Below are 23439 nucleotides of genomic sequence, written 5' to 3'. Positions count from 1 at the left end.
CCATGATGCGCTCGCTCTCCAACGTGTTCTGGCTCGGAACCAAGGAGCTGCGTAGCCTGTTCGGCGACGTCGTGCTGATCGGGCTCGTGATCTATTCGTTCACCGTGGCGGTGATCAGCCAGGCGCAGAGCAGTTCGCAGGAGCTGCATCGCGCCTCGATCGCCGTCGTCGACGAGGACAGCTCCGAGCTGTCGCGCCGGATCGCCAGCGTATTCCAGCTGCCTTACTTCCAGCCGCCTGTCTACATCAGCCAAGGCGAGGTGGAGCGGCTCATGAACAGCGGCCGCTTCACGTTCGTGCTCGACATCCCGCCGAATTTCCAGCGTGACGTCCTTGCCGGGCGCAAGCCGTCGGTGCAGGTGAACGTCGATGCGACCGCGATGATCCAGGCGGGAATCGGATCCGGCTATGCGCTGCAGATCATCAATACGGAGGTCGCCTGGTTCGTCGCCCGCTCCGAGACATCCTCGTCCGCCCCGGTCAACCTGGTGACGCGGATCGCGTTCAATCCCAACGTCACGACGGCCTGGTTCGAAGGCGTGATGGGCATCATCAACAGCGTCACCATGCTCGCGATCATCCTGGCCGGCGCGGCGCTGGTGCGTGAGCGCGAACATGGCACCATGGATCATCTGCTGGTCATGCCGCTGTCGCCCTTCGAGATCGCGATGTCGAAGATCTGGGCCAATGCGCTGGTGATCGCGGTCGCCGTCGCCATCGCGCTCTACGCCGTCGTGCGGTGGTATCTGCGCGTGCCCATCATGGGCTCGATCCCGCTGTTCATGGTGGGCACCGTGCTGTATCTGTTCTTCGCGACCGCCGTCGGGCTGTTTCTCGGCACCATCGCGCGGTCGATGCCCCAGCTCGGTCTGCTCTATATCCTCGTCGCCGTGCCGATGAACCTGTTGTCGGGCGGGATGACGCCGGTGGAAAGCCAGCCGGTGTGGCTCGCCACCATCATGAAGGCATCGCCGTCGACGCATTTCGTGTCGTTCGCCCAGTCGATCCTCTATCGCGGCGCCGGCATCGATGTCGTCTGGCCGCAATTCGCAGCGGTGGCCGCGATCGGCGCGGTGGTCCTGGCGTTGACCTTGCGCCGCTTCCGGGCGGCGATCGCGGCGGCCTGAGCCCGCCATCGACCCCAACAAAAAAGCCTCGGCACTGGGCCGAGGCTTTTCCTTGAATGGCGTCGCTATGGATGACGACGATCAGTAGCGCGCGGCCGCCGGGCCGCCAAACTTGTAGTTCACGCCGACCCGGACCGTGTGGAATGAGAAGTCCTGGGACAGGCGCTCGACGTAGTTCGAGCCGGGCGGGGCGAAGGTGCTGCCCGGGACGTAGGCCGAGGTGTAGTTGATGCTGCCGAGGTCGGTGTAGAGATACTCTGCCTTGACGGTCCAGTTCGGTGCGAACGCATGCTCGACACCCGCGCCGACGGTCCAGCCGACCCGGGTCTCGTTGGCCGAGGCGGTCTTGGTGTAGCCGTTTGCCGAGGTCAGATCCCAGCTGCCCTTGACATTGCCGACCGCGAGACCGCCAGTGACGTAGAACAGCGTCGTATCGACCGCGTAACCGGCGCGGCCGCGCAGGGTCATGAACCAGTCGTTCCGGATGCTCTCGTTGAAGGTGCGGGTCGTGGGCGGGTTGGCCGCCGTGTAGACAGTCCGCTTGTTGAGGTCCGATCCGTTGATGTCGGCCTCGATGCCGAAGACGCCGGCGCCGCTCTGCCAGTTGTAGCCGGCCTGGAGACCGCCGAGCACGCCGGCCGGATTGAGCCGGTTGTTGCTGATGTTGACGAACTCATTCTGGAAGGCGGCGCCCTCGACCGCCCAGCTGCTGGTCTGGTCCAGCGTCGTGTTCAAGTTCGACCGGCCCCAGCCGTAGCCGACGCTGCCGCCGAAGTAGAAGCCGGTCCAGTTGTAGATCGCGACCGGAGGGGGAGCCTTGGTGTAGCGGGCCGGCAGATCCGCGGCGAATGCGCCGAGCGAGCTGGCGAGGAGCAAAGAGACGGCTGAGGCAAGGGTTTTCATCGGTCACAATCCTCAATCAAAATCAGCAACATTGAGACAAGCTTTTCTCACAATTCGGCCGATTAGGCTGTAGTTCAACTACAACACTCGTGAGCGTAAGTATCTGTGACGACGTCACTTTCCGCGCGTGTGGTCTTAACCTTAAGTCATTGTAAATCCGACGAGGCGGTCAACTGATACCGAGCCGTTTCGACGAAGCGGACAATCGGCCGCACCGCGTTAGTCAAGGATTCGCCAACCATCCGGGCACGCGGTCTTGCCCGCTAACGATTTCGCAAATCGGGCGCGTGCACCTTCGGCGCGTCCTGGGGGACGGAGAGGGGAGAGCATCATGATGATGAATGGGGAAGCGGTTCTCGAGAACGTGCGGCGCTATCGGACCATCGCCTCCTTGTACCGCCAGACTGCGGCATTTCGCCCACATCAGCGTGACTCGCTGCTGGCGCAGGCGGCCGAATGGGAAAGCCGTGCGGTCGCCGAGCTCGAGGATTATTTCGTCGCTCGCCAGGCACCGTCGCAACCGCCGGCGAACATCAACTACAATATCGGCCATCACGGGGGCTCCTACCGGCCGTCGCACCGGCAGATGGCGGCCGCGTAGTTCTTCGGGCACAGCGCGTCATTCCTGCGGCGCGATCGGCGCCCGAGCGACAGTGAGGGAGTTGTCACAGCGCGTCTCCATTTCATCCGCAGGCCGGGGTCTGGCGCAGGACTTGCTGGGTCTGATGTCAGCTCCGCCATGGATGGACCTGAATGAGATCGCTCGGGCGCGACCGCGGCATGTGTGCCTGGGACGATTTCGCCCGGTCGTCGACCGATGCCCGGCTGTCGCTGGCGCAGGCGCGATCGGGGCAAATTCCGCCATTCCTGCTGCTATCGGTGCCCGGCATGAGCGCCGGCGAGCATCGCCTTTGCTCCGAGCTGTGGACCCGCGACCGGATCGCCGCCAGCAGCGCCGAGCGGGCGCGGCTGGATTTTCGCTTCGATCTGACATTCCGCGACAAGCTTCGTGTCGGATACCTTTCAAACGACTTCCACGACCACGCCACGGCGCATCTGCTGATCGAAGCGCTCGAGGCGCATGACCGCGATCGCTGCGAGCTGCATGCGTTCTCGTTCGGCGCCGACGATCGCGGCGCCATGCGGGGCCGGCTGCACGCCGTCTTCGACGGCTTCCATGATGTGACCGCGCAGAGCGACAGCGCCGCTGCGGCCGCGGTGCATGCCGCGCAGATCGATATTCTGGTTGACCTCAAGGGCTATACGCGCGGCGCCCGGACCGGCATCCTGATGCTGCATCCGGCGCCGGTCCAGGTGAATTTCCTCGGCTATCCCGGGACGCTGGGCGGCGACATCTGCGACTACATCATCACCGATCCGTTCATGACGCCGCTGGCCGTTGCGGGCGATTATTCGGAGAGTTTTGCCTACATGCCGCATTCGTACCAGCCGCACGGCCGGGCGGCGCTGGGCGCGGCGCCGACCCGTGCGGAGGTCGGCCTGCCGGACGCCGGCATCGTGTTCTGCTGCTTCAACCAGGCCTACAAGTTCACGCCCGCGGTGTTCGACCTGTGGTGCCGCCTGCTCGACGCGACGCCGGACAGCGTGCTGTGGCTGCTGGCGTCCGATCGGGCCGAGGGCAATCTGCGCGGCGAGGCGCTTCGGCGCGGCGTGGCGCCCGGTCGCCTGGTGTTCGCGCCGGAAACGACGCAAGGCGAGCATCTGCGCCGGCTCCAGCTCGCCGATCTCGTGCTCGACACCGCGCCCTATGGCGCCCACACCACGGCGAGCGACGCGCTGTGGGCCGGCGTGCCGATCGTGAGCTGCGCCGGGGATACGTTTGCCTCGCGGGTGGCTGGCAGCCTGTTACATGCGGTCGGATGTCCCGAGCTCATTGCATCGGACGAGGCCGACTATCTGGCGGTGGCGCTGACGCTCGCCGCCGAGCCGGATCTGCTGCGGGCGGCCAAGGCCAGGCTCTGGCGCAACCGGCCGGCCGCGCCGCTGTTCGACGCTGCCGCCTATGCCCGGTCGCTGCAGGATCTCTACGACCAGATGTGGCACCGCCGCAGCAGCGGCGGCGCGCCAGGGCCGATCTGGGCGTCGAAGTCTTGAGCAGGGACGAGGCGGGCTTGCTGCGCCTTACTGCGTCGCCATGCGTCCGGCAGCGAGGATCCCGATCAGGGCCGTCAGCGCGCCGACGCTGGTCGCGTTGATTGCGACGGGCGACCCGTAATTGGAGTTGGCGACCTTCATCAGCGGCGCGCCAAGGCGGGCATCGATCAGCAGATAGGACACGAATGGCAGTCCCAACAAAGGCAACGACATCAGGCGCTCCGCTGGCCTGAACAGCAGCGCGCCGAGCAGGGCGCAAGGCAGCAGGAACAGCTCGACGCCGCTCTGCGCGCCGAACAGCTTGACGGAGAACACCGTGTTGGCCGTGCCGGTCAGGACCATCAAGGCGCGGCCGGCGAACGGATTGCGCCGCGCGAGCATCGGCACGCTGGCGAACAATGGCGTCGTGAGCAGCGTCAGCCAGGCCGGCCACGCCGCCGCGCCCACGATGGCATGGAGATAGAGCGGATAGAACGGCTGGTTGGAGACGATGATCAGCGCGACCTTGGCGGCGATGTCGGACTGCGGGTCATCGGCCGACGCATAGGCCTGCACGGCGGCCAGCCCGCGTGAAAACATCTCAGCCATTCAAGTCCCTCAGCTCCGCAAGAAGGTGCGCATCACCGGCCCGGAAACGCGCGCGCCTGCAGGCCGGATCATGCGTCGCGCATCGCACGGTCAAGAGTTCAGGGCGGTCCGCAGCATGCGTGCGAGATCGGCGCTCTGATACGGCTTGGTGAGCAGCAGCACACCGGCATCGAGGCGGCCGTGGTGAACGATCGCGTTCTCCGTATAGCCCGACGTGTACAGCACCTTGAGGCTGGGACGCCGCTTCAGCGCCTCGATCGCGAGCTGGCGGCCGTTCATTCCGCCGGGCATGATGATGTCGGTGAACAAAAGATCGATCCGCGTCGCGCTGTCGATCAGCGCCAGCGCCTCGTCGGCCTTGCTAGCCGCGAGCGTCGTGTAACCGAGCCGCTTGATCTGGGCGATGACATATTCGCGCACCAGCGAATCGTCCTCGACGATCAGGATCGTCTCGTCGCCGCGCTCCATGCCCTCGGCGCCGATGGTCGACAGTGCCGCATCGGCATCGGCATTGGCCTGCGGCAGGTACAGCTTGACCGAGGTTCCGTGCCCCGGCTCGCTGTAGATCTTGATGTGACCGTTGGACTGCTTGACGAAGCCGTAGACCATGCTGAGGCCGAGGCCGACGCCCTTGCCGACGTCCTTGGTGGTGAAGAACGGCTCGAACACCTTGTCGAGCAGGTTGGCGGGAATGCCCTCGCCGGTGTCGCTGACCGCGATCATCACGTAGTTGCCGGGGATCACCTCCGGGTTCATGCGCGCATAGGCGGCGTCGAGCAGCACGTTCTTGGTTTCCAGCGTGAGCTTGCCGCCGTTCGGCATGGCATCGCGCGCGTTGAGCGCGAGGTTCAGGATCGCGGTCGACAGCTGGCTGGGGTCGATCATCGCCGGCGCCGAATCGTGCGCCAGCATGGATTCGATCTCGATCTGCTCGCCGAGCGTCCGGCGCAGCAGGCGCGCGGTGTCGACCACCATGCCGTTGATGTCGACGCTGCGCGGCTGCAGCGGCTGGCGGCGGGCGAACGCCAACAGGTGCTTCGTCAGGTCGGCGCCGCGCGCCGCCGCCGAGTTGATCAGGCTGGTGATCTGCACCAGCTGCGGCCGGTCCTTGACCGCCTCGGCCAGGATCTCGATGGTGCCGGTGATCACGGTGAGGATGTTGTTGAAGTCGTGGGCGACGCCGCCGGTGAGCTGGCCGATCGCCTCCATCTTCTGCGCCTGCCGCACCTGCGCCTCCGTGGCCTCGATCTCCTGGAACCGCCGGACCATGGCTTCCGCACTGCGCCGCTGCCGCGTCTCCTCCTCGAGTTGCGCATAGGCGTTCCGCAGCTCGGCGCGGGACGGCATCGTCAGCACCCGCGGCAGCAGCAGCAACAGCGCGGCGGCGATGCCGACCGACAGGAAGGCCAGGAAGCCCTTGGTGGCCGCCTCCAGGCTGTAGGCCGGAACCCAGATCGTGAGCACCTCGATCAGCCGTGTCAGCCCGCAGACGGACACCCACAGCGCGAAGGCCCAGAAGATGTAGCTGAACTGAAAGTCGCGGCGGCGATAGACGATGAAGGCGAGCACGAACGCGATGGTGAAGAAGGCGAAGGAGATGAGGATGTCGGACACCGTGTTCACCCAGATCAGCTCAGGTGTCCACAGCAGGCACTCGCCATGCGGCGTGAGCATCGACATGTCCGATATCCCCAAAAGTGTGGCCGACGGACCGTGTCGCCCCCGCGGCGCGGTCGGTTCCCTTAGCAGATCATCGAATTTCCGTTGAGCACACAAGGGTCCTGACTGTCGCGACGCGCACATTTGGTAGAGGGGCACCGCAGGGATAGTAGGCCCTCGCGCGTCGACGCGGATTGCGCACGGCCGAGCCTGTGCCTGGAGCTCCGCTCGACATCTGAGGCTTGACGATGTGTACCGATCGGTATAGTCTATACTATACAGTACAGTACACAAGGAGATGTCCCGTGAGCTCTCTCGCCCCGCCGTTCACGCTGCAGACAGCCACCCAGAAGGTGCGCATGGCCGAGGATGGCTGGAACAGCCGCGACCCCGAGCGCGTGTCGCTGGTCTACACCCCCGACAGCCGGTGGCGGAATCGGGCCGAGTTCATCACCGGCCGCGCCGAGATCGTCGCCTTCCTCTCCCGCAAATGGGCCAAGGAGCTCGACTACCGCCTGATCAAGGAGATCTGGGCCCACAGCGATGACCGGATCGCGGTGCGCTTCGCCTATGAGTGGCACGACGACAGCGGCAACTGGTTTCGCTCCTACGGCAACGAGAACTGGGAGTTCGACGCGCAGGGGCTGATGCAGCGCCGTTACGCCTGCATCAATGACCTGCCGATCAAGGCGGTCGATCGCAAATTCCACTGGCCTCTCGGGCGCCGGCCGGACGATCATCCCGGACTGACCGACTTGGGACTTTGACGCAGGGAGAGCCATGCGGACGCTCAACGAGCGCGCCGACGTCATCCCGCTGATTGCCGAGGTGTTCCGCGAGTTCGGCTTCGAGGGCACCTCGCTCAGCCGGATCACCGAGATGACGGGATTGGGCAAAGGCAGCCTCTATCACTTCTTTCCAGGCGGGAAGGACGAGATGGGGCGGGCGGTGCTGGCGCATGTCGACGCCTGGTTCGAGCGCGAGATCTATGCGCCGCTGCGCGATGATCCGCCGGAGCAGTCGATCGCGCGGATGTGGCGTGGCGTCGACGACTACTTCCGTTCCGGCCGACGCGTCTGCCTCGTCGGGGCGTTCGCGCTCGACGAGACGCGGGATCGCTTCGCCGCCGCCATCGCCAGCTACTTCACACGCTGGATCGAGGCCTTGCGCGATGCGCTGATCCGCGACGGCTGGCCGGCGGCACAGGCCGCCGACGGCGCCGAGGAGGTGGTGCTCGGCATCCAGGGTGCACTGGTGCTGGCGCGCGCAACCGGTGAGGCGGCCGTTTTCGGCCGCGCGCTGACGCGGTTCCAAGCGCGCCTGCAACGATCATCCGTCGTCTGACTCTCGAAACGCCGGCGACCGCTGCCTCAGCAAGCGGCAAATGGCGGGCTGAAATATCGGCGCGCGGCTCTCGTGAAATCGTGGTTGTCTCGAGCAACGTCTCGAGCAGTGGCGACATCCAGGGAGGTCCGGCATGAACGGGTTAGGCGGTCTCAATAAATCCGACAACGGCGTGGTCATCGGCCTGGTGCAGCTGCAGCTGCCGGTCGTTGTGACCAAGGACGACCTCGCGCGGCAGACCGAGAAGATCGTCTGGATGGTCGGCAAGGCCCGGCGGAATCTCGGCACCATGGATCTCGTGGTGTTCCCGGAATACTCGCTACACGGGCTGTCGATGGACACCAATCCCGAGATCATGTGCCGGCTCGACGGGCCGGAGGTCGCCGCGTTCAGGCAGGCCTGCATCGACAACAAGATCTGGGGCTGCTTCTCGATCATGGAGCACAACCCCGACGGCAACCCCTACAATTCGGGTCTGATCATCGACGACCGCGGCGACATCAAGCTGTATTACCGGAAGCTGCATCCGTGGATTCCGGTCGAGCCGTGGGAGCCCGGCGATCTCGGCATACCCGTGATCGAGGGACCGCGCGGCGCCAAGATCGCGCTCATCATCTGCCATGACGGCATGTTCCCGGAGATGGCGCGGGAATGCGCCTACAAGGGCGCCGAAATCATGATCCGCACCGCCGGCTACACCGCGCCGATCCGCGACAGCTGGCGCTTCACCAATCAGGCCAATGCGTTCCAGAACCTGATGGTGACGGCCAATGTCTGCATGTGCGGCTCCGACGGCTCGTTCGATTCGATGGGCGAGGGCATGATCGTCAATTTCGACGGCAGCATCATCGCGCACGGCACGACGGGGCGCGCCGACGAGATCATCACCGCCGAGGTGCGCCCCGATCTCGTGCGCGAGGCTCGCATCAACTGGGGCGTCGAGAACAACATCTACCAGCTCTGGCACCGCGGCTATGTCGCGGTGAAAGGCGGCGCGATGGATTGTCCCTACACCTTCATGCACGACATGGTCGCCGGCACCTACCGGCTGCCGTGGGAGGACCAGGTCAAGGTCACCGACGGCACCTCCTGCGGCTTCCCGGCCCCGACACGCGCCTTCGGCAAGCTCGGCAGGGCGGCGGAGTGAGCGAATGCGGCGGCGCGCCCGGCCGCCGCAAGCTTGACAGATCGATCCTCCGCCAATTATTTTATACTTAAAATAATTGGCGGACAGGTCTTGTCATGAGTGTTTCGGCGAAGGTGATCCCCCGCGACTGGCTCGACTGGCCGTTCTTCGAGTCGCGTCACCGCGCTCTGTGCGACCAGCTCGACCGCTTCGTCGGCTCGGGCGTTCTCGACGACGTCGATCACGGCGATGTCGACACCGCCTGCCGCAAGATCGTTCGCGCGCTTGGTGCCGCAGGCTTGCTCGACAGCGCCGTCGTGGCGCCCGACGCGGATGCCGGCGCGATCGACTCACGCGCGATCTGCCTGTCGCGCGAGACGCTCGCTTATGCCGACGGTTTGGCCGATTTCGCCTTCGCCATGCAGGGACTGGGCTCCGGCGCCATCGCGCTCGGCGGCTCGCCGGAGCTGCGCGCCAGTGTGCTGCCCAAGGTGCGCGCCGGCGAATGGCTCGCGGCCTTCGCGCTGTCGGAGAAGGAGGCGGGCTCCGATGTCGCCGCGATGGCCTGCGCGGCGCGGCTGGACGGCGATACTTACGTGCTCGATGGCGAGAAGACCTGGATTTCCAACGGCGGCATCGCCGACGTCTACACGCTGTTCGCCCGCACCGGCGAGGCGCCCGGCGCGCGCGGCATCTCCGCCTTCGTCGTGTTTCCCGACGATCCGGGGTTCTCCGTGGCCGAGCGCATCGAGGTGATCGCACCGCATCCCCTGGCGACGCTCCGCCTGCAGAATTGCCGCATCCCGGCCAACCGCCGGCTCGGCGCGCCCGGCGGCGGCTTCAAGCTGGCGATGCAGACGCTCGACATCTTCCGCGCCTCGGTGGCGGCCGCCGCCCTCGGCTTCGGCCGTCGCGCGCTCGACGAGGCGCAGGCGCATGCGCAGAGCCGCAAGATGTTCGGCGCCACGTTGTCGGACTTGCAGATGACGCAGGCGGCGTTCGGCGAGATGGCGACCGAGACCGATGCCGCCGCGCTCCTGACCTACCGCGCGGCCTGGCGCCGCGACGTGCAGAAGCTGCCGACCACGCGCGAGGCCGCGATGGCCAAGCTCACGGCCACCGAGACCGCCCAGCGCGTCATCGACCGTGCCGTGCAGATGTTCGGCGGCCGCGGCGTCCGCAAGGGTGAGATCGTGGAGAGCCTCTACCGCGAGATCCGCGCGCTGCGCATCTATGAAGGCGCGACCGAAGTGCAGAAGCTGATCGTCGCGCGCGAGTTCCTGAAGTCGCGGGCCGGCGTGGTGCGCGGCTGAGGCGCGCTGCGCGTCAGGCCCGCAGACGCAAGGGCGCCTGCCAGCCGGGATCTCTGTCGCACGCAGCCTCGCCCATGGTCACGCGGCGGCCTCGGTCGTCACGCAGCAGTTGGATTTCGATCTCGTCGAAGGCGAACCGGGCGATCACCTGCAATGGGGCGACCACCCGTTTTCCGAACGTCCACGGATCGGAGTTTCCGCGCGGCATGGGAAACGCGAAAGGACGCGAGGGGATGCGGAAGAGAAGGCGGCCATCCCAGGACTCGCGATCGCGCAGCTCAGGTTGCCGCATGCCGACGTGACTCAGATAGGCTTGGCAGGCCTGCTCTCGTAGCGAGATGGTCACCCTGAAGCCCGTGAAGTCGATGTCGCCGCGCATGTACTGATCGTAGACCAGTGCCTCCTTCACCTCGACGCTGCCCAGTGAGCTGCCGCTCTCGTCCGGCCGGAAAGAGAAGAAGCGGTCCGAACACATGTGATCGTAAGGGACGATCTCCTGGCGCGGCGGTCGCTGCGCCAAAGCCCGATCCAGGCCGCTGCAAAAGCCGATGTCATCAATGTCGCCGCGGACAGGCTCGAAAAAGAGTCCTTTGGGGGGGGAGCGACGTCTTCGTGCAGCGAACTCGAAGAGACCGAGGGAGAGAGCGACTTAGCCGCGTAATCCAACACGTACAACTTGATAGCTGAGCCAGCGCGCCGTGACGCTGCGACGTCGAGATCCGCTGTCTCGAACCCGACCGCGTCTTCAAGTGGAAGTCGGAGGCGTACCTCCTCTGGATACTTCGCCCCCGACCTCTTTCGCAGGAAAATATTAGAGCTCTCCGAGGGCTTGCGATCAAGAAATCTGCGGATCAACGGCACCATCGCTTCCGCTTTATCCTTGAGCAACGTGCGACGCTGAAGTTTCTCCAGGTCGGAATGGCGACTGGCTGAGCTCTCCGGCTTGAACAATCATTGCGCGGGATGAGCCGTGGTCTGCGGGTGGTCCTCGCCGGTTGGTTCGGCACGGGTTGGTTGCTCCCCGCGCAAATTCGCGACCGCGCGGGTGGCCGGTTCCCCTTCCGCGCGGCTACGTCCTTTTCCGGCTTGAAGATCCTCCGGATCCGCAACCATGCCGCCAAAGGCCGCAGCCGTGCTGCAGCCGAGGGCCGGATCGGCAGCATTGTCGGCGAAGATGCCGCGATTGAAGCCATCCGACAGATGGCAGCGAACGGAGCTGATGAGCAGGCGATCGATGTGTACACGCGTCGCGTGGTGCATTGCCGAGGCAACGTCGTGCCTGACGCGGGAGCGATCCACGCCGGCTCGGATGATGGAATGCTCGATCGCCGCCGTGCATGGCCCCGGCGGTCCTTCGATCCAGGCACGGACGCTTTCAGGGCGGCCATTCGCCGTCGCGGCCACGAAGTGTTCGACGCCGGAACTCGCCGCAGAACAGCGTCCTGCAGGTACATCGTAGACGTAATGAACGGTCTCACCTACGAGCTGCGGTGGCGGTGCCGTCCGGTCCACAGCGCAGCCTGCAGCCAGCACCGCGAGGGCGATGGCGAGGCCGCTTCTGATCGGTGCCATGTTTATCGCTCCTTGGAGGACCGTCATTCGATCAGGAAGCCGGCATCGCCACGCAATCTCCGGCCCGGCACCGGCACCTCAATCGGGCCTGCCCCGGGGCGGGTCGTTCCAAGACGGCCGAATATGATGCGCTCGAGCTCGGAAGGCGGCCCGACGAAGTCGGTCGGGACCGGTATGCGTGCCGATTCGCCGATCGGGCGAACGATTGTCGGCGTGACGATGATGATCAGTTCGGATTCGTTCTTCCGGAACTGTGTCGACCTGAACAGAGCCCCCAGTACCGGTAGGTCGCCCAGCCCCGGCAACATGTCCAGGCCGGTATTGAACTTGTTCTGCAGCAGTCCGGCGATTATGAAGCTCTCCCCGCTGCCGAGCTCGACTGTGGTCTCCGCCCGCCGGGTAATCAGGCTCGGGACGCGGGCGCCGTTCATGATCAGGGCGCCTTCGTTCGAGAGCTCGCTGACCTCGGGCTTGACCTGCAGGTTGACCAGACGATCGGAGAGCACCGTCGGTGTGAACTCCAGTCCCACGCCGTAGCGACGAAAGTCGATCGAGATGCGGTCCAGCCCTTGGGCGACGGGGATCGGAAATTCGCCGCCTGCCAGGAAGTTCGCCTTCTGACCCGAAACAGCGGTGAGCGTCGGTTCTGCCAGGATTGAAACCAGTCCCTCCTGAGCGAGCGCATCCACGATGGCAGTCACGCTGTAGCTGCCGTTTGCCGGCGTATTGATCCTCCCTGAGGCCGCCGACGAGAGCCCAAAGCTGAAGCCACCGGCCGAGCCTGCGGCCTCCCAGTTGACGCCGAGTTGCTTCACCGCGTTGCGCGAGACCTCGGCAATACGGACCCGCAGGTTCACCTGCGTGCTACCGCCGATCTTCAACTGATTGAGCAGCACCTCGTCCTCGCCGAGGAACTGCGCGCAGGTGGAGCGGACCTTCTCGGCGATGTCGGCGTTGGGCACCAGCCCGCTCAGCACCGCGCCGCGCGGCGTCCGCGACAGCCTGACGTCGAGGTCTGCGAATTGAGCTCGCAGCAGCTGCCGTAGATCACTCTCGTCATAGGCAATCGCAATCCGGAACGTCGCGACGGTCGCGCCGGAATCGTCGAGCGCGAAGAGCGTCGTACGGCCGGGCTTTTTGCCGAAAACGAAGACGCGGTTGGCGGCCGCGACCTGGACGTCCGCAACAGCCGGCTCGGCGACGAAGACCTTGGAAGCCGGACGGGGCAAGGTCAGCATCTCGCCCTGAGACGCGTAGATCCGCACCTGTTGCCGCGCATTGGATGATGCCGGCGCGCAATGAACCAGCATCGTAAGGATCACCACGATCGAGGTCAGCCAGGCGGACGGCGAAATTCGAAAGGGTCCCATCGTCAGCGCCGCATCGCCGAGAGCATCTCGAGATTGAGCCTCACGTCCTCTTCCCGAAGGTCGACCCGCGCAAGCTTGGCGGCGCCATCGCGATCTCCGCTCAGCGCCATAGCGATCACGAGGTTCTGGCGTGCACGAGGCGAGGCGCTCTCACCGAGCGCGATCGGCCGCAGAACCGTCATCGCGTCGGCGTACCGGCCCGTCAAGGTAAGCGACAGTCCCAGATTGTTGCTTGCGATCATGTCGGCGGGAGCGATTGCGAGCACCTGACGATAGGCTGTCTGAGCTTCGTCATGGCGGCCGAGCATGTCGAGAGCCACTCCGAGGCCGTTGAGCGCCGGAATGTTCTCGGGGTCCGAGGTGAGCACGCTGGTGAAGATTGCCAGGGCGGGCTCGGCCTGATGTCTGGCGAGCTCGCTTCGCGCTTTTCTGATTCGATCGTCCTTGTCTTCCATCCCGGCGACTTGGTTGGCGGGAGCTGCTGCGGCTGCCGTGGAGGCCGGGAGATTGCGACCCTCGACCGAGGCGCGTGCGGTCGTGGGCGTCGGCACCGGTCCGCCAATGTCTGGGGTCAGCGACGAACAGGCGCAGAGCAGACCGGCGATGCTGCCAGCCAGCGCCATTCGCCTGCAAACACCGGCACTCGGTGTCAGATGGTTGTTGAACACGGTTTCCCGGCCTTCAGAGCTACGCATGTACTTCCTACGGATATTGCACTGTCTTATAGTTCAAGTCTCGAAACCTCGCAGGTGTCGTCGCGGGTTGACTGGTTCATTGCATCGCCGAGATCGGGGAAGGTTCAGCCTGCTCGCGTGATTCATCCAATCCAAGGACGGCGATCGGCTCGACCCGAAAGTCCTTTGAGATTTCCTGATAGGAGAGCACGACCACATTGAGACCGGACGGCGCAAGCAGCGTCCAGACCACCCGGCGCAGGTCGGCGGAGGCCAGTACAATACTCGGCGATGCGGCAAGATGATCGACGTCGGCAAGCTGCCGGGTCAACGCATCAAGCAGGCGCGTGCTGACGGCAGGATCGAGAGACGTCTGAGCGTTTTCATCGAGGGCGTGCACGGCCGTTCGGATCGCTTCCTCTGTCTGTCGATCAAGCACGAAGCAGCGCAAGGTCCGATCAAAGCCTGAGCTTTCGAAGCAGATCTGTCGGCGCAGCGCCAGCCGCACGTGCTCGACCAGCATGACGCTGCTCTGCTCCCGCATTCCCCACTCGGCCAGCGTCTCAAGAATCAGCCGCAGATTGCGGATGGAGACCCGCTCGTCGAGCAGCCGGCGAAGGACATCGGTGATGCGCTGTGTAGGGACCACACGCAAGGCCTCGCGCACCAAGTCGGCGTAGTCAGCCTCTAACTGGTTGAGCAGGCGCTTGGTCTCCTGTATGCCGAGGAACTCCGGCGCATAGCGGACAAGAACGCGCCGCAGCTCGGCATCGACTGCGGAGATGGCCGGTCCCCCCGCCGTTCGGGTTGCCGGCTGATCCAGTTCACCGGACGAGAGCAGAAGAGGCACGCCATGCAGCTCGATCCTGAAATGACCGGGCGCCAGGGCGCTGCTTTCGTCGACTGCCGCCCCTGGACAGGCGCATCCGAGCCAGTCTGCCACGTCCTGTCGCGTCCGCCTGATCCGATCATGAATGCCGGCTCTCCGCAGTTCATCGCACAAGGCGGCTTCCGCGAGGATCATGATCGGTGCAGACTTGGCCGCCGGGATAGCGATCCGCGAACTTCTCGCGGGCTCTGACGGGTCGGACGGTTGCGCCGTGCCGGAGGTTCGTTGTGATCGCCGTCGAGCCAAGAGCATCGCAACGCCGGAGCCGCCGAACACGGTGGCCATAAAAAGGAAAATCGGCGCCGGAAAACCCGGTACGAACGCCAGCCCGAGCATCATGAGACCGGCCAGCTGCAGGGATTGCGGCTGCGACGTGATCTGCTCCATGATCTCGGAACCAAGATTGCTCGGCGCTTCTGTCGCAACCCGGGTCACGACCGTTCCCGCCGCCATCGACACGAACAGCGCCGGGACTTGGGAGACCAAGCCGTCGCCGATCGTCAACAACGAGTAGAGCTGGATCGCTTCGCTGATACGCAGCCTGTGCTGCACGGTGCCGACAACGATGCCGCCAACGAGGTTGACGGCGATGATAATGAGACCGGCGATCGCATCACCTTTGACGAACTTCATGGCGCCGTCCATCGCTCCGTAGAGCTGGCTCTCGCGCTCCAGCCGGCGTCGGCGGCGCCGGGCCTCGGCCTGGTTGATGTCGCCGTTGCGAAGGTCGGCATCGATGCTCATCTGCTTACCCGGCAGTGCATCGAGCGTGAATCGGGCAGCAACTTCGGCGACCCGTTCAGATCCTTTGGTGATAACGACGAACTGGACGATCGTGATGATCAGGAACACCACGAGCCCAACCACGACATTGCTGGAAACGACGAACTCGCCAAAGGTCTGAACGATGGACCCGGCATCGGCCTGGCTGAGCACTAGGCGCGTAATGGTGATGGAAATCGAGAGCCGGAACACCGTGGATATGAGAATGATTGCCGGAAGTGCGGAGAATTCGACCGCGGCGTTCAAGTAGAACGCCACCATCAGCAGCAGAATCGACGCGCCGATGTTGACGGACACCATGACGTCGACGAGCGCCGTCGGAATCGGCAGGATCATCGCCATGATCGTGGTGACGATCAGGATGACGACGAGAAGCTCGCGCTTGTCGTTCGACCAGCGGGTCAAGCTCTCGACAATGGCCGTCATAGTCTGCGGTTCCATCCAAGCGGGATCGAAACCTTCGTCACATTGATCGAAACGCAGAGCGGCATGGTCTTACAAGCTCACGGCGAGCAGGTCTGCGCCGCGACGCAATACGACCCGGTCTTGTTCGATTCGATCGACGATCCACCCTTCGCTGATAACGGCGCCTGCGAACAGCTTCTGACCGCGTCCATCAATGACATACGGCCCATTTCCGGCCCAAATCGCCTGAACGGTCAAAGGGGCGCTACGCTTTACAGATTTCGCCTCGACCTGGCTCGTCAACACGATGGCAATGCCGAACGTGCCGTCGAACCATCGCTCAATGTCGCGCCACCTGCCTAACGCCGCGGGTTCAATGTTTCCTCTCGCCGTGATGGCGTTTGAGTCGCTGACAATCTCGACGGTCGTGAGGCCCGCAGTTAGCAATCGCTGGCGCAGCGCGTCCGCCGCGCTGTTCAAATCCGCCACCGGCGCGCCGGGCTCCGCGCCGGCCCGTCCCGTTCTGTCCTGGCCGGGCAGTCGTGCGGGGGTAAGGGTGGGGGCGGGCGAATTGGGCGCGTGCCTGCTCGGATATTTTGTCGAACAGTCGGAGTCGCAGCGGGGGGATCTCAGCCGCTCAGCTGTGGCATAGCCGCCATCGCCGGGCACCTTGTCCGCACCAGCGGGAAATCCCTGCAGAAGCAGGGCTAGACAGACCAGGATCGCGGCGGTGCCGAGTCCATACCTCAAGAAGGTATAGCGGGTTGTTCTGCGCTTGCGGGTGCAGCGGAGCTGAATTCCATTCAGAACGACATCGGCCGGATAACGACTGATCCGTGCTTCTCCGGCACCGAGCAGGGTGCCGTTCAGCAGAACATTATCTGCGGTGCCTTCGATTTCGCAACAGTCCGCCTCTAGCGCGAACCGCGCGTGCAAAGGAGCCAGACAGTCATCCATGAGAACGACATCGGCGTCCATCGAGTGACCCACCAGATAGGTCCCGGAGTCGAGTTCTTGCCGGACCCCGGCATGAAGGCCCGATCGGATCGTGAGTTCGAATGGGGACGGTGATGCCGGCATTCTCTGCCTCTCCATCAGGACCTAGCAGCCATGTTGGCAGCGGAGCGCTCGGTACGAACGCCCCGTGCCGTAAGCGGTTGGTAGCTGTCCGAGGGCGATCGCTGGATCAGCCGACGTTCGGGCGCTGCTGCGCGACCGTCTCGATCGATCCCCAGTGCGTCTTCTTGGTCGTGATCTCGGCATTCGTCTTGATCGCTTCGTCGAAGGCACTCTTCATCTTTGCGATCGCGCTATCGATGCTCGAGTTCGATGACGTCGTCGAAGAAACGGAGCCTGTTGAATGGGACATCGCTTTATCTCTCTATGCTTGTGTTGCGTTGAGGATTGGGCTGTCGGGGAATGCCCTCCAGCCGGGAAGTGATCGTTAGCGTTGTCCACGCTGATCACCTCTCGGCTGAAGCGGCGGCTTGGATCCCGTCCCGAGGCGCACCTTGTGAGGTACGCCTCTCGCGCTTCCTTCAACGTCCTGGTCTCATCGCTCTCGTCGCGTTGCGAGAATGAGTCCTCGTTGCTTTACTCAGCTCTGTCAGTGATATGGTTGTCGGCCGAGAGGTGTCCCGCGGAGCGGTCGCATGGCGATCCCGAGCCTGAATCCGCGAGTTGCAGAATGATCGAGGAAAGCTTGTCGAGGATGTTGTTCTTCGTCGCTTGGTCAAGGCCCTTTGCCTCTGAGACTTGGCTGACGAGCTGATTCAGCGTCTTGAGTATCGAGCTGTTCGCGCCGGGGTGATGGGATGGGCCGGACACGAGTTGCTTCAGGATCTTCGCGATCCCGTCGAGCAGCTCACCTTTGGCGGGGTCGCTGGGCCCGTTGGAATTCGTGATCTGATGGGTCAGGTCACCAAGGATCTTGGCAACGCGGCCGTTGTTCCGCGCGTCGCACTGGCTCGGTCCGCCCCTCAGGATGCTGATGGCCGCCGAGATCAGAGCCGCCTTGTCTGCAGGTGTCTTTGCGTCCGCGACCAATCCAAGAACGTCCGATGCTATGGAAGACGTCCGCGGATCTTGCTGCTGCGAAGCGGGCGGCATCGACGACTGCCACCAATCCCCCGCATCACAGCGATGAGCCGGATGAGCTGACGACCCGCCGGGCGTGGGCTGAAATCCTGCAAAGCCGGGCCAGGACGACGCGTGTCCGTGCGGACCCATCATGTGACCGGTGTGAGCTTCACGTGAGGATGATGCGTGGGAGCTGACCCTAGACATGCAACTCTCTCCTTGTTTGCGATCCGATGTCTTATCTGTCTTGTTCTGAGCAAAGGGTCTAACGAGGCGTCAGTCGGCATGCTCCGTCACGGATCCGGGGTTGCACTATTCTCGTCGCCGACGGATGCCATCTCCTGAATGCCGTCCTGAGCAACAGTCATGAGCATGAACGCGGCCGCCTGCGGCATTGCGCTGAGAAACGCCTCCTCGAACTTTGCTTGATCCTCAGCCGAGACTGCCTCGCTGCTGCTCGGGGCGCTTGCCGTCGCGGTCGTCATGCTCGATGCTTCTACGGCCATTCTGACACTCCTTTGATCCGTCCGGTCGATCTGGCAGGACTTGCGAACCCGTTGATTTGCGTCATGGCACGTCGCCTGGGGCGTTGAGCTTGACCACTTGGACGTGCTCCCCGCGATAGACGGTGACGGACGATGGCTGGTCAGCTCGAGGCTTCAGTGCTGCGAGCGTACGCTCCACCGCTTGGATGTATTGGGGGGGACCCGAGACCAGGGCCATGTCGGCCTGCTTGATGGATCTGAGTGAGAATCGCGCGTCGGAGAGCGCGAGATCGCGAAGTGCGGCTTCGAGACGCTGGAGCGGCACGGCACCGAGTTGAACGAGCCTGCTCGAAGCTTCCTTGTTGCTAGTGACATAAATCCGGAAGCCGTCGAAATACCAGTCGAGCCCGTAGTTCCGGGATAGATGCTCGATGAATTCTCTGGCCTTGAGTTCAGGCAGAGGCCCGCGCACACGTCCCCGTACTTCCGGGCTCACTTCTAACCGCAGGCCGGTATTCCGTCCGAATTCCTGAAGAACGTTGCCAAGGTCTTGGTCGACGATGGTGTACCTGTAGGACTCGGTCGGCCAAGCAGGTTCACCCGCGTCTGCGGACGTGGTGTGGATTGCAGCCGCCGAGAGCGTCAGGTAGACGGTCGCGATCGCAGCCACGCTGCGCAATGGGACCAGAACCCGAGATGCCAAATGGTCGCATGGGAAAACGTGGCCTTCGTGCGACCTTGTCGCGGAACAATCGTGGCAATCGTGTAGTTGATCGCGCGTACCCACGAGCAAACTCACATGTACTTGTTGCTATCAGCTCATCTCATTCAATCACAGCGGTCGCGGGTGCGTCGGAGAATATATTAGGAAAATATTATGCTCTGCCCCGCTGGGCGCCGTGCAAAGCTCTGTCTGATCTGTTGTGCAAGCCATGGTCCGGCTGTCCTTGTGAGTCATTATTTGTTTGGAGTGAGCAATGGCGAGAGCACGAGGGGTCCTGAGACGGCATGGAGCGGTGACATGACGACGATTGCGCCGTTGGGTGGCGTCACAGCTTCCGGAACAGTTGGTGTCAGTTTCGGAGCCGTTGAGCCCGGAGCGGCCGCCCAGCAGTCGTTTCAGGACGCTCTGCATAGATCGGTCACTAAACTGCCTATGGAGCCTGAGCACGCCGTCGACCAACTCGGCAGCAAGGTGATGGAGTGGATGGAGAGTTCGTACGAGCGGGTCCAGCGCAATGCCGCGCCCGAGCTCAATCTCATGCCGGAGCCGGCAGCATCCGGTCCAGCATCTTCCAACATTGGCGGAACGGCCCTGGGAGCGGACAAGCCAGACGCGGGCCGTCAGGCCCTGCAAATGCTGGAGCACGCATTCTCGTTTGCCATTGAGGCGACGCTGATGTCGAAAATCTCGACCGAGTCGACCCGAATCTTCAACACGTTCTTGAAGGGACAATGAGAATGGCCGGTTGCGGCAAACAATGGCTGGCCGCTCGAGGGCGCGGATTGAATTTGGCGCTGGTGCTGGGCTTGGCGTTCATGCTGAGCGGTTGCAAGGGTGAGCTCTATAGCCGCTTGAGCGAGAAGGAGGCTAATCTGATGATGGCCCTTCTGCTGCACCACGGCATCGCCGCCGACCGACTCCAGGCAAAGGACGGTAGCAATACTGTCAGGGTCGAGCAGGAGCGATTTGCCGACGCTGTGACGCTGCTGAATGCGTCCGGGTTGCCGCATGCGAAGTTCGAAGACATGGGCAGCATATTCTCAAGCAATGGTCTGGTGTCGTCACCCACAGAGGAGCGAGTCAGGTTGATTCACGCGCTCAATCAAGAGTTGGCAAGGACGATCATGGAGATCGACGGAGTCATCTCTGCCCGAGTCCACGTGGTGCTGCCTAAGATAGACCCGTTGCGTCACGATCAGGTTCCGTCGTCGGCGGCATCGGTGTTCATCAAGCACGATGCGCGCGCCGAAATCGCCGTGCTCCTACCGCAGATCAAGACCCTCATTGCCAATAGTGTCGAAGGACTGACGTACGACAGGGTGGCCGTGGTTTTCGTGCGTGGCAGTTCGGATCCCGTCGAAGTCAGCCCTTCCACGTCGATCGAGACGACGGCATCCGTTCTATCTCACGACGGATCTGCCCTGCGTGACGGTCCGCTCATCCTGCAGGTGTCAGCCGCGGTAGGGCTGGGGCTGCTGGGATCGATCGGAATCTTCCAGCTCTGGCGCCGGGCACGCGTGGGATATGCGCAACGCAACGCGCCGCGTCGGGAGGCGCGAATGCCGGCGCGTGATCCGCTGCGTGTCGTATCCTAGTGCGATTGAAGTGGGCTTGGCCGGCAAATGAGTAGGCTTGTGCAACCTGGAGCATCCCTTGGTTTGCGTGCTCCGAAGGTCGGCGGTGGCTGCGAACCCGGCGCGCCGGTGGGGCATTGGCCGGTGATGGATATGGACACGTTTTGTCGATTACCGGCACGCTACATCCACGTTGAACGATTTCTCGCGTGCGTACCGGGCGTTTCGCCCGGGCTTGCCGCACGGATACTCGCCTGCGACCGACTCCACCGAGATATCTCAGAGCGGATCGTTGTGCATTACGAGCTTGATTGCTGCACGGCAGCCGACGTCGCTGACACGCGCAGTCGCATTGCGTTTCTCGACTGCGAGCAACTATGCCGCGTCGGTGAGCTGGCCGGCGGTGTTTGGCATGCCCACGCAATTCGTTCCATGGTCCTCAAGACTACGCTCCGGGAGCATCTCGGAGAATTCGATTCCCGACTCCACAAGGTCGCGCTCGCCAATATCGATCTGTCGCCCAAACCCGATCGCCCCCCGAATCCATCTGCGCTTGCGGACCTCATCCGAGGTGATGGGATGCAATGTCTCAATGCCGCAATCTGGCGACTCCCCGCCACCTTGCGTAGCCGCATCCTTCTTCGATTTCCGATTAACTCGCCGCTGGGCTCCTCGGTCTCGCGGCGACACCAGCAGCTTGGTCCGGAGATTGTTGATCGCGTTCTAGCCGATGGGATGGTGCCGTGAAAGCCCGCGAGAGTGACAAGCCTGTCGGCACGTTCCATCCGCTCGGACCCGTGGTTCGAGCCGAAGAGGCGGAGACCTGGTTTTCCGCGGCTGCCTCTCTTGCCGACGCCCGGCGGCAATGCGAGCAGATCGCCGCGCAGGCCCGGCTCGCGTTCGAAGAGCAGCGCATGAGAGGCTTTGAGGATGGTCGTCTCGCGGGAGTTGAGGAGGCGGCTCGCCTGATTGCGGAAACGAAGGTCACGGTTGATGATTTCGTCGCCGATCTGCAAGACGAACTTATCACGCTCGTCGTCGAGATCATCAGGGAGATCCTCGGAAGTTTTGAGCCGGACGATCTCGCCGCGCGCGCCATCACCAGAGCACTCGAAGAGATCCGTTCCGGTACGGCCCTCGTGCTGATGACTGCGCCGCAGGAGATGGAGTCCATCCGTGTACGAGTGGCGACGCTGCTGGAGGATGGGGCCGACCAGCTCACCATCGTGTCCGACCCGCAGTTTGCGCCGGGGCGCTGTATGCTTTGGAGCGAGTTCGGGCAGATCGATGTTTCCGTTGACGCTCAACTGGAGCAGCTCGCCTTGGCGCTGCGTGCCGGTTTCGAGGGCGTGGAGCCATGATGCCGGCAGGCTCTGCCACGCACCGACTCGCGCGAATCCTGCCGCAGTTGCGTGAAGCTGCAGGCCGTTCGCAACTGCGCCCGATCCGCGGGCGCGTGATTCAGGTGTCGGGGACCCTCATCAGGGCGATCGTTCCCGATGCGCGTGTTGGCGATATCTGTTTGCTCCGTTCTGCCCATGCCTCGCCTGATCTGCGGGCCGAGATCGTGGGCATCGAAGGCGGAGTCGCGTTGCTGACGCCTCTCGGAGACGTGGCGGGTCTCTCAACAAGAACGGAAGTCGTCTCGACAAGGCAGGCCCTCGGCATCATGGTTGGGCCAGCGCTGCTCGGCCGCGTCGTCGACGGGCTCGGGCGCCCTCTCGACGTTCAGGAACGAGGATGGCCCGAGTTCGACCAGATTCGACGAGTCCGCGGAGCTGCGCCGGCGCCCTTGGCACGGCGGCTCGTTGACGGCCCTTTGTCACTTGGTATCCGGGCGATCGATGGTCTGCTCAGCTGCGGCGAGGGGCAGCGGATCGGCATCTATGGCGAACCCGGCGCGGGCAAATCGTCGCTTGTCGCCCAGATCGTCCAGAACGCGGACGTCGACGTCTGCGTTGTCGCACTGATTGGCGAGCGTGGGCGCGAAGTTCGAGAAATGGTCGAGCGCTGCCTGGCCGGAGCGGCTCGGGCGCGATCAGTCGTGATTGTCGCAACCTCCGACCGGCCGCCGACGGAGCGCGTCACGGCTGCCTATGTCGCCGTGACGATCGCGGAGTACTTCCGGGATTGCAACGCACGCGTGCTCCTGGTGCAGGACAGTGTCACTCGCTTTGCGAGGGCATTGCGTGAGATCGGACTGGCCGCGGGCGAGCCGCCGACGCGCCGGGGCTTTCCGCCGTCGGTGTTTGCGGCATTGCCCGAGTTGCTCGAGCGGTCCGGTCCCGGAGTCGCCGGCTCAATCACTGCATTCTACACCGTGCTGGTTGAGGGGGATGGTACCGCGGATCCGATCGCGGAGGAGACGCGCAGCATTCTGGACGGGCACATCGCGTTGTCACCTAAGCTCGCACAGTCGGCGCATTTCCCTGCGATTGACATCGTGTCCAGCCTCAGCCGCGTCATGGATCAGGTCGTGACGAGCCGTCATCGCTCTGCAGCCAGGAGGGTGCGTGAACTCATAGCTCGCTATGCAGAGCTTGAGTTCCTGCTGCAGGTTGGGGAGTACAAGGCCGGATCCGATCCGATCGCCGATGAGGCGATCGCCAAGCAGGATGCTATCAAGTCCTTTCTGCGGCAGGGCCTCGGCGAGGTCGTTCCGTGGGATCGCACGATCCATCAACTCGAGCAGCTCGCGTCATGAGGTAC

24 protein-coding genes are annotated in these 23439 nt (G+C 63.8%); 12 read left to right on the top strand and 12 right to left on the bottom strand.

Going from position 1 to position 23439, the window contains the following annotated elements; translation table 11 throughout:
- Positions 1-2 precede the first annotated feature (2 nt).
- Complete coding sequence (locus QW863_RS17895; protein ID WP_315715047.1) at positions 3-1127, top strand: ABC transporter permease; 1125 nt, start codon at positions 3-5, stop codon at positions 1125-1127.
- 81 nt (positions 1128-1208) lie between these two features.
- Here the strand turns inward: QW863_RS17895 and QW863_RS17890 are convergent, their stop codons facing one another.
- The gene (locus QW863_RS17890; protein ID WP_315715048.1) at positions 1209-2030 is read right to left on the bottom strand and encodes a porin family protein; all 822 of its coding nucleotides are present in this window, start codon (positions 2028-2030) and stop codon (positions 1209-1211) included.
- Between the two features lie 331 nt (positions 2031-2361).
- Between QW863_RS17890 and QW863_RS17885 the strand changes: the two genes are divergently transcribed.
- Together QW863_RS17885 and QW863_RS17880 are read left to right on the top strand one after the other, a co-directional pair.
- Complete coding sequence (locus QW863_RS17885; RefSeq protein WP_315715049.1) at positions 2362-2631, top strand: hypothetical protein; 270 nt, start codon at positions 2362-2364, stop codon at positions 2629-2631.
- Positions 2632-2783: 152 nt separating this feature from the next.
- Positions 2784-4145 (top strand): UDP-N-acetylglucosamine-peptide N-acetylglucosaminyltransferase, encoded by a 1362-nt coding sequence (locus QW863_RS17880; protein WP_315715050.1) that lies wholly within the window; start codon positions 2784-2786, stop codon positions 4143-4145.
- Between the two features lie 27 nt (positions 4146-4172).
- Here the strand turns inward: QW863_RS17880 and QW863_RS17875 are convergent, their stop codons facing one another.
- Together QW863_RS17875 and QW863_RS17870 are read right to left on the bottom strand one after the other, a co-directional pair.
- A complete protein-coding gene (locus tag QW863_RS17875) occupies positions 4173-4733 on the bottom strand; it encodes a hypothetical protein (RefSeq protein WP_315715051.1) in 561 nt (186 codons plus the stop codon).
- Positions 4734-4823: 90 nt separating this feature from the next.
- Complete coding sequence (locus QW863_RS17870; RefSeq protein ID WP_315715052.1) at positions 4824-6413, bottom strand: ATP-binding protein; 1590 nt, start codon at positions 6411-6413, stop codon at positions 4824-4826.
- 284 nt (positions 6414-6697) lie between these two features.
- On the opposite strand from QW863_RS17870, the gene QW863_RS17865 reads away from it, so the two are divergent.
- From QW863_RS17865 to QW863_RS17850, 4 genes are all read left to right on the top strand, one after another.
- The gene (locus tag QW863_RS17865; protein WP_315715053.1) at positions 6698-7159 is read left to right on the top strand and encodes a nuclear transport factor 2 family protein; all 462 of its coding nucleotides are present in this window, start codon (positions 6698-6700) and stop codon (positions 7157-7159) included.
- A gap of 13 nt (positions 7160-7172) precedes the next feature.
- Positions 7173-7736 carry a TetR/AcrR family transcriptional regulator gene (locus QW863_RS17860; RefSeq protein ID WP_315715054.1) on the top strand — a complete coding sequence of 188 codons (564 nt, stop codon included), beginning with the start codon at positions 7173-7175 and terminating at the stop codon, positions 7734-7736.
- Between the two features lie 133 nt (positions 7737-7869).
- A complete protein-coding gene (locus QW863_RS17855; protein WP_315715055.1) occupies positions 7870-8883 on the top strand; it encodes a formamidase in 1014 nt (337 codons plus the stop codon).
- Positions 8884-8978: 95 nt separating this feature from the next.
- Positions 8979-10175, top strand: a complete 1197-nt coding sequence (locus QW863_RS17850) for an acyl-CoA dehydrogenase family protein (protein WP_315715056.1) — start codon at positions 8979-8981, stop codon at positions 10173-10175.
- A gap of 13 nt (positions 10176-10188) precedes the next feature.
- Here the strand turns inward: QW863_RS17850 and QW863_RS17845 are convergent, their stop codons facing one another.
- The 9 genes from QW863_RS17845 to QW863_RS17805 all read right to left on the bottom strand — a co-directional run bounded on the left by QW863_RS17845 (position 10189) and on the right by QW863_RS17805 (position 19102).
- On the bottom strand, positions 10189-10695 hold the full coding sequence (locus QW863_RS17845; protein ID WP_315715057.1) for a hypothetical protein: 507 nt from the start codon (positions 10693-10695) through the stop codon (positions 10189-10191).
- A gap of 431 nt (positions 10696-11126) precedes the next feature.
- On the bottom strand, positions 11127-11747 hold the full coding sequence (locus QW863_RS17840; RefSeq protein ID WP_315715058.1) for a hypothetical protein: 621 nt from the start codon (positions 11745-11747) through the stop codon (positions 11127-11129).
- Positions 11748-11770: 23 nt separating this feature from the next.
- The gene (locus tag QW863_RS17835; protein WP_315768101.1) at positions 11771-13057 is read right to left on the bottom strand and encodes a type II and III secretion system protein family protein; all 1287 of its coding nucleotides are present in this window, start codon (positions 13055-13057) and stop codon (positions 11771-11773) included.
- Between the two features lie 62 nt (positions 13058-13119).
- On the bottom strand, positions 13120-13740 hold the full coding sequence (locus QW863_RS17830) for a tetratricopeptide repeat protein (RefSeq protein ID WP_315715060.1): 621 nt from the start codon (positions 13738-13740) through the stop codon (positions 13120-13122).
- A gap of 148 nt (positions 13741-13888) precedes the next feature.
- Positions 13889-15889 carry a flagellar biosynthesis protein FlhA gene (locus QW863_RS17825; protein ID WP_315715061.1) on the bottom strand — a complete coding sequence of 667 codons (2001 nt, stop codon included), beginning with the start codon at positions 15887-15889 and terminating at the stop codon, positions 13889-13891.
- A 69-nt stretch (positions 15890-15958) separates the two neighbouring features.
- A complete protein-coding gene (locus tag QW863_RS17820; protein ID WP_315715062.1) occupies positions 15959-16948 on the bottom strand; it encodes an FHA domain-containing protein in 990 nt (329 codons plus the stop codon).
- 513 nt (positions 16949-17461) lie between these two features.
- Positions 17462-17914 (bottom strand): hypothetical protein, encoded by a 453-nt coding sequence (locus tag QW863_RS17815; RefSeq protein ID WP_315715063.1) that lies wholly within the window; start codon positions 17912-17914, stop codon positions 17462-17464.
- Between the two features lie 326 nt (positions 17915-18240).
- Positions 18241-18453: a hypothetical protein gene (locus tag QW863_RS17810; RefSeq protein ID WP_315715064.1), complete on the bottom strand. Its 213-nt coding sequence runs from the start codon at positions 18451-18453 to the stop codon at positions 18241-18243.
- A gap of 61 nt (positions 18454-18514) precedes the next feature.
- On the bottom strand, positions 18515-19102 hold the full coding sequence (locus tag QW863_RS17805) for a nodulation protein NolW (protein WP_315729337.1): 588 nt from the start codon (positions 19100-19102) through the stop codon (positions 18515-18517).
- Positions 19103-19453: 351 nt separating this feature from the next.
- Between QW863_RS17805 and QW863_RS17800 the strand changes: the two genes are divergently transcribed.
- The 5 genes from QW863_RS17800 to QW863_RS17780 all read left to right on the top strand — a co-directional run bounded on the left by QW863_RS17800 (position 19454) and on the right by QW863_RS17780 (position 23434).
- Positions 19454-19891, top strand: coding sequence for a hypothetical protein (locus tag QW863_RS17800; RefSeq protein WP_315715066.1), 438 nt, complete (start codon positions 19454-19456; stop codon positions 19889-19891).
- A gap of 2 nt (positions 19892-19893) precedes the next feature.
- The gene (gene sctJ / locus QW863_RS17795; RefSeq protein WP_315715067.1) at positions 19894-20751 is read left to right on the top strand and encodes a type III secretion system inner membrane ring lipoprotein SctJ; all 858 of its coding nucleotides are present in this window, start codon (positions 19894-19896) and stop codon (positions 20749-20751) included.
- A gap of 63 nt (positions 20752-20814) precedes the next feature.
- Positions 20815-21477 carry a SctK family type III secretion system sorting platform protein gene (locus QW863_RS17790; protein ID WP_315715068.1) on the top strand — a complete coding sequence of 221 codons (663 nt, stop codon included), beginning with the start codon at positions 20815-20817 and terminating at the stop codon, positions 21475-21477.
- Positions 21474-22091, top strand: a complete 618-nt coding sequence (gene sctL / locus QW863_RS17785) for a type III secretion system stator protein SctL (RefSeq protein WP_315715069.1) — start codon at positions 21474-21476, stop codon at positions 22089-22091. Before QW863_RS17790 ends, sctL begins: the two co-directional genes overlap by 4 nt.
- Complete coding sequence (locus tag QW863_RS17780; RefSeq protein ID WP_315729338.1) at positions 22091-23434, top strand: FliI/YscN family ATPase; 1344 nt, start codon at positions 22091-22093, stop codon at positions 23432-23434. The genes sctL and QW863_RS17780 overlap by 1 nt, the downstream gene beginning before the upstream one ends.
- The last annotated feature ends 5 nt before the right edge of the window (positions 23435-23439 follow it).

The organism is Bradyrhizobium sp. SZCCHNR1017, from assembly GCF_032381375.1.
Lineage (GTDB): Bacteria > Pseudomonadota > Alphaproteobacteria > Rhizobiales > Xanthobacteraceae > Bradyrhizobium.
The sequence above is the reverse complement of the archived record's forward strand: the minus strand, read 5'-3'. Positions and strand labels throughout refer to the sequence as shown.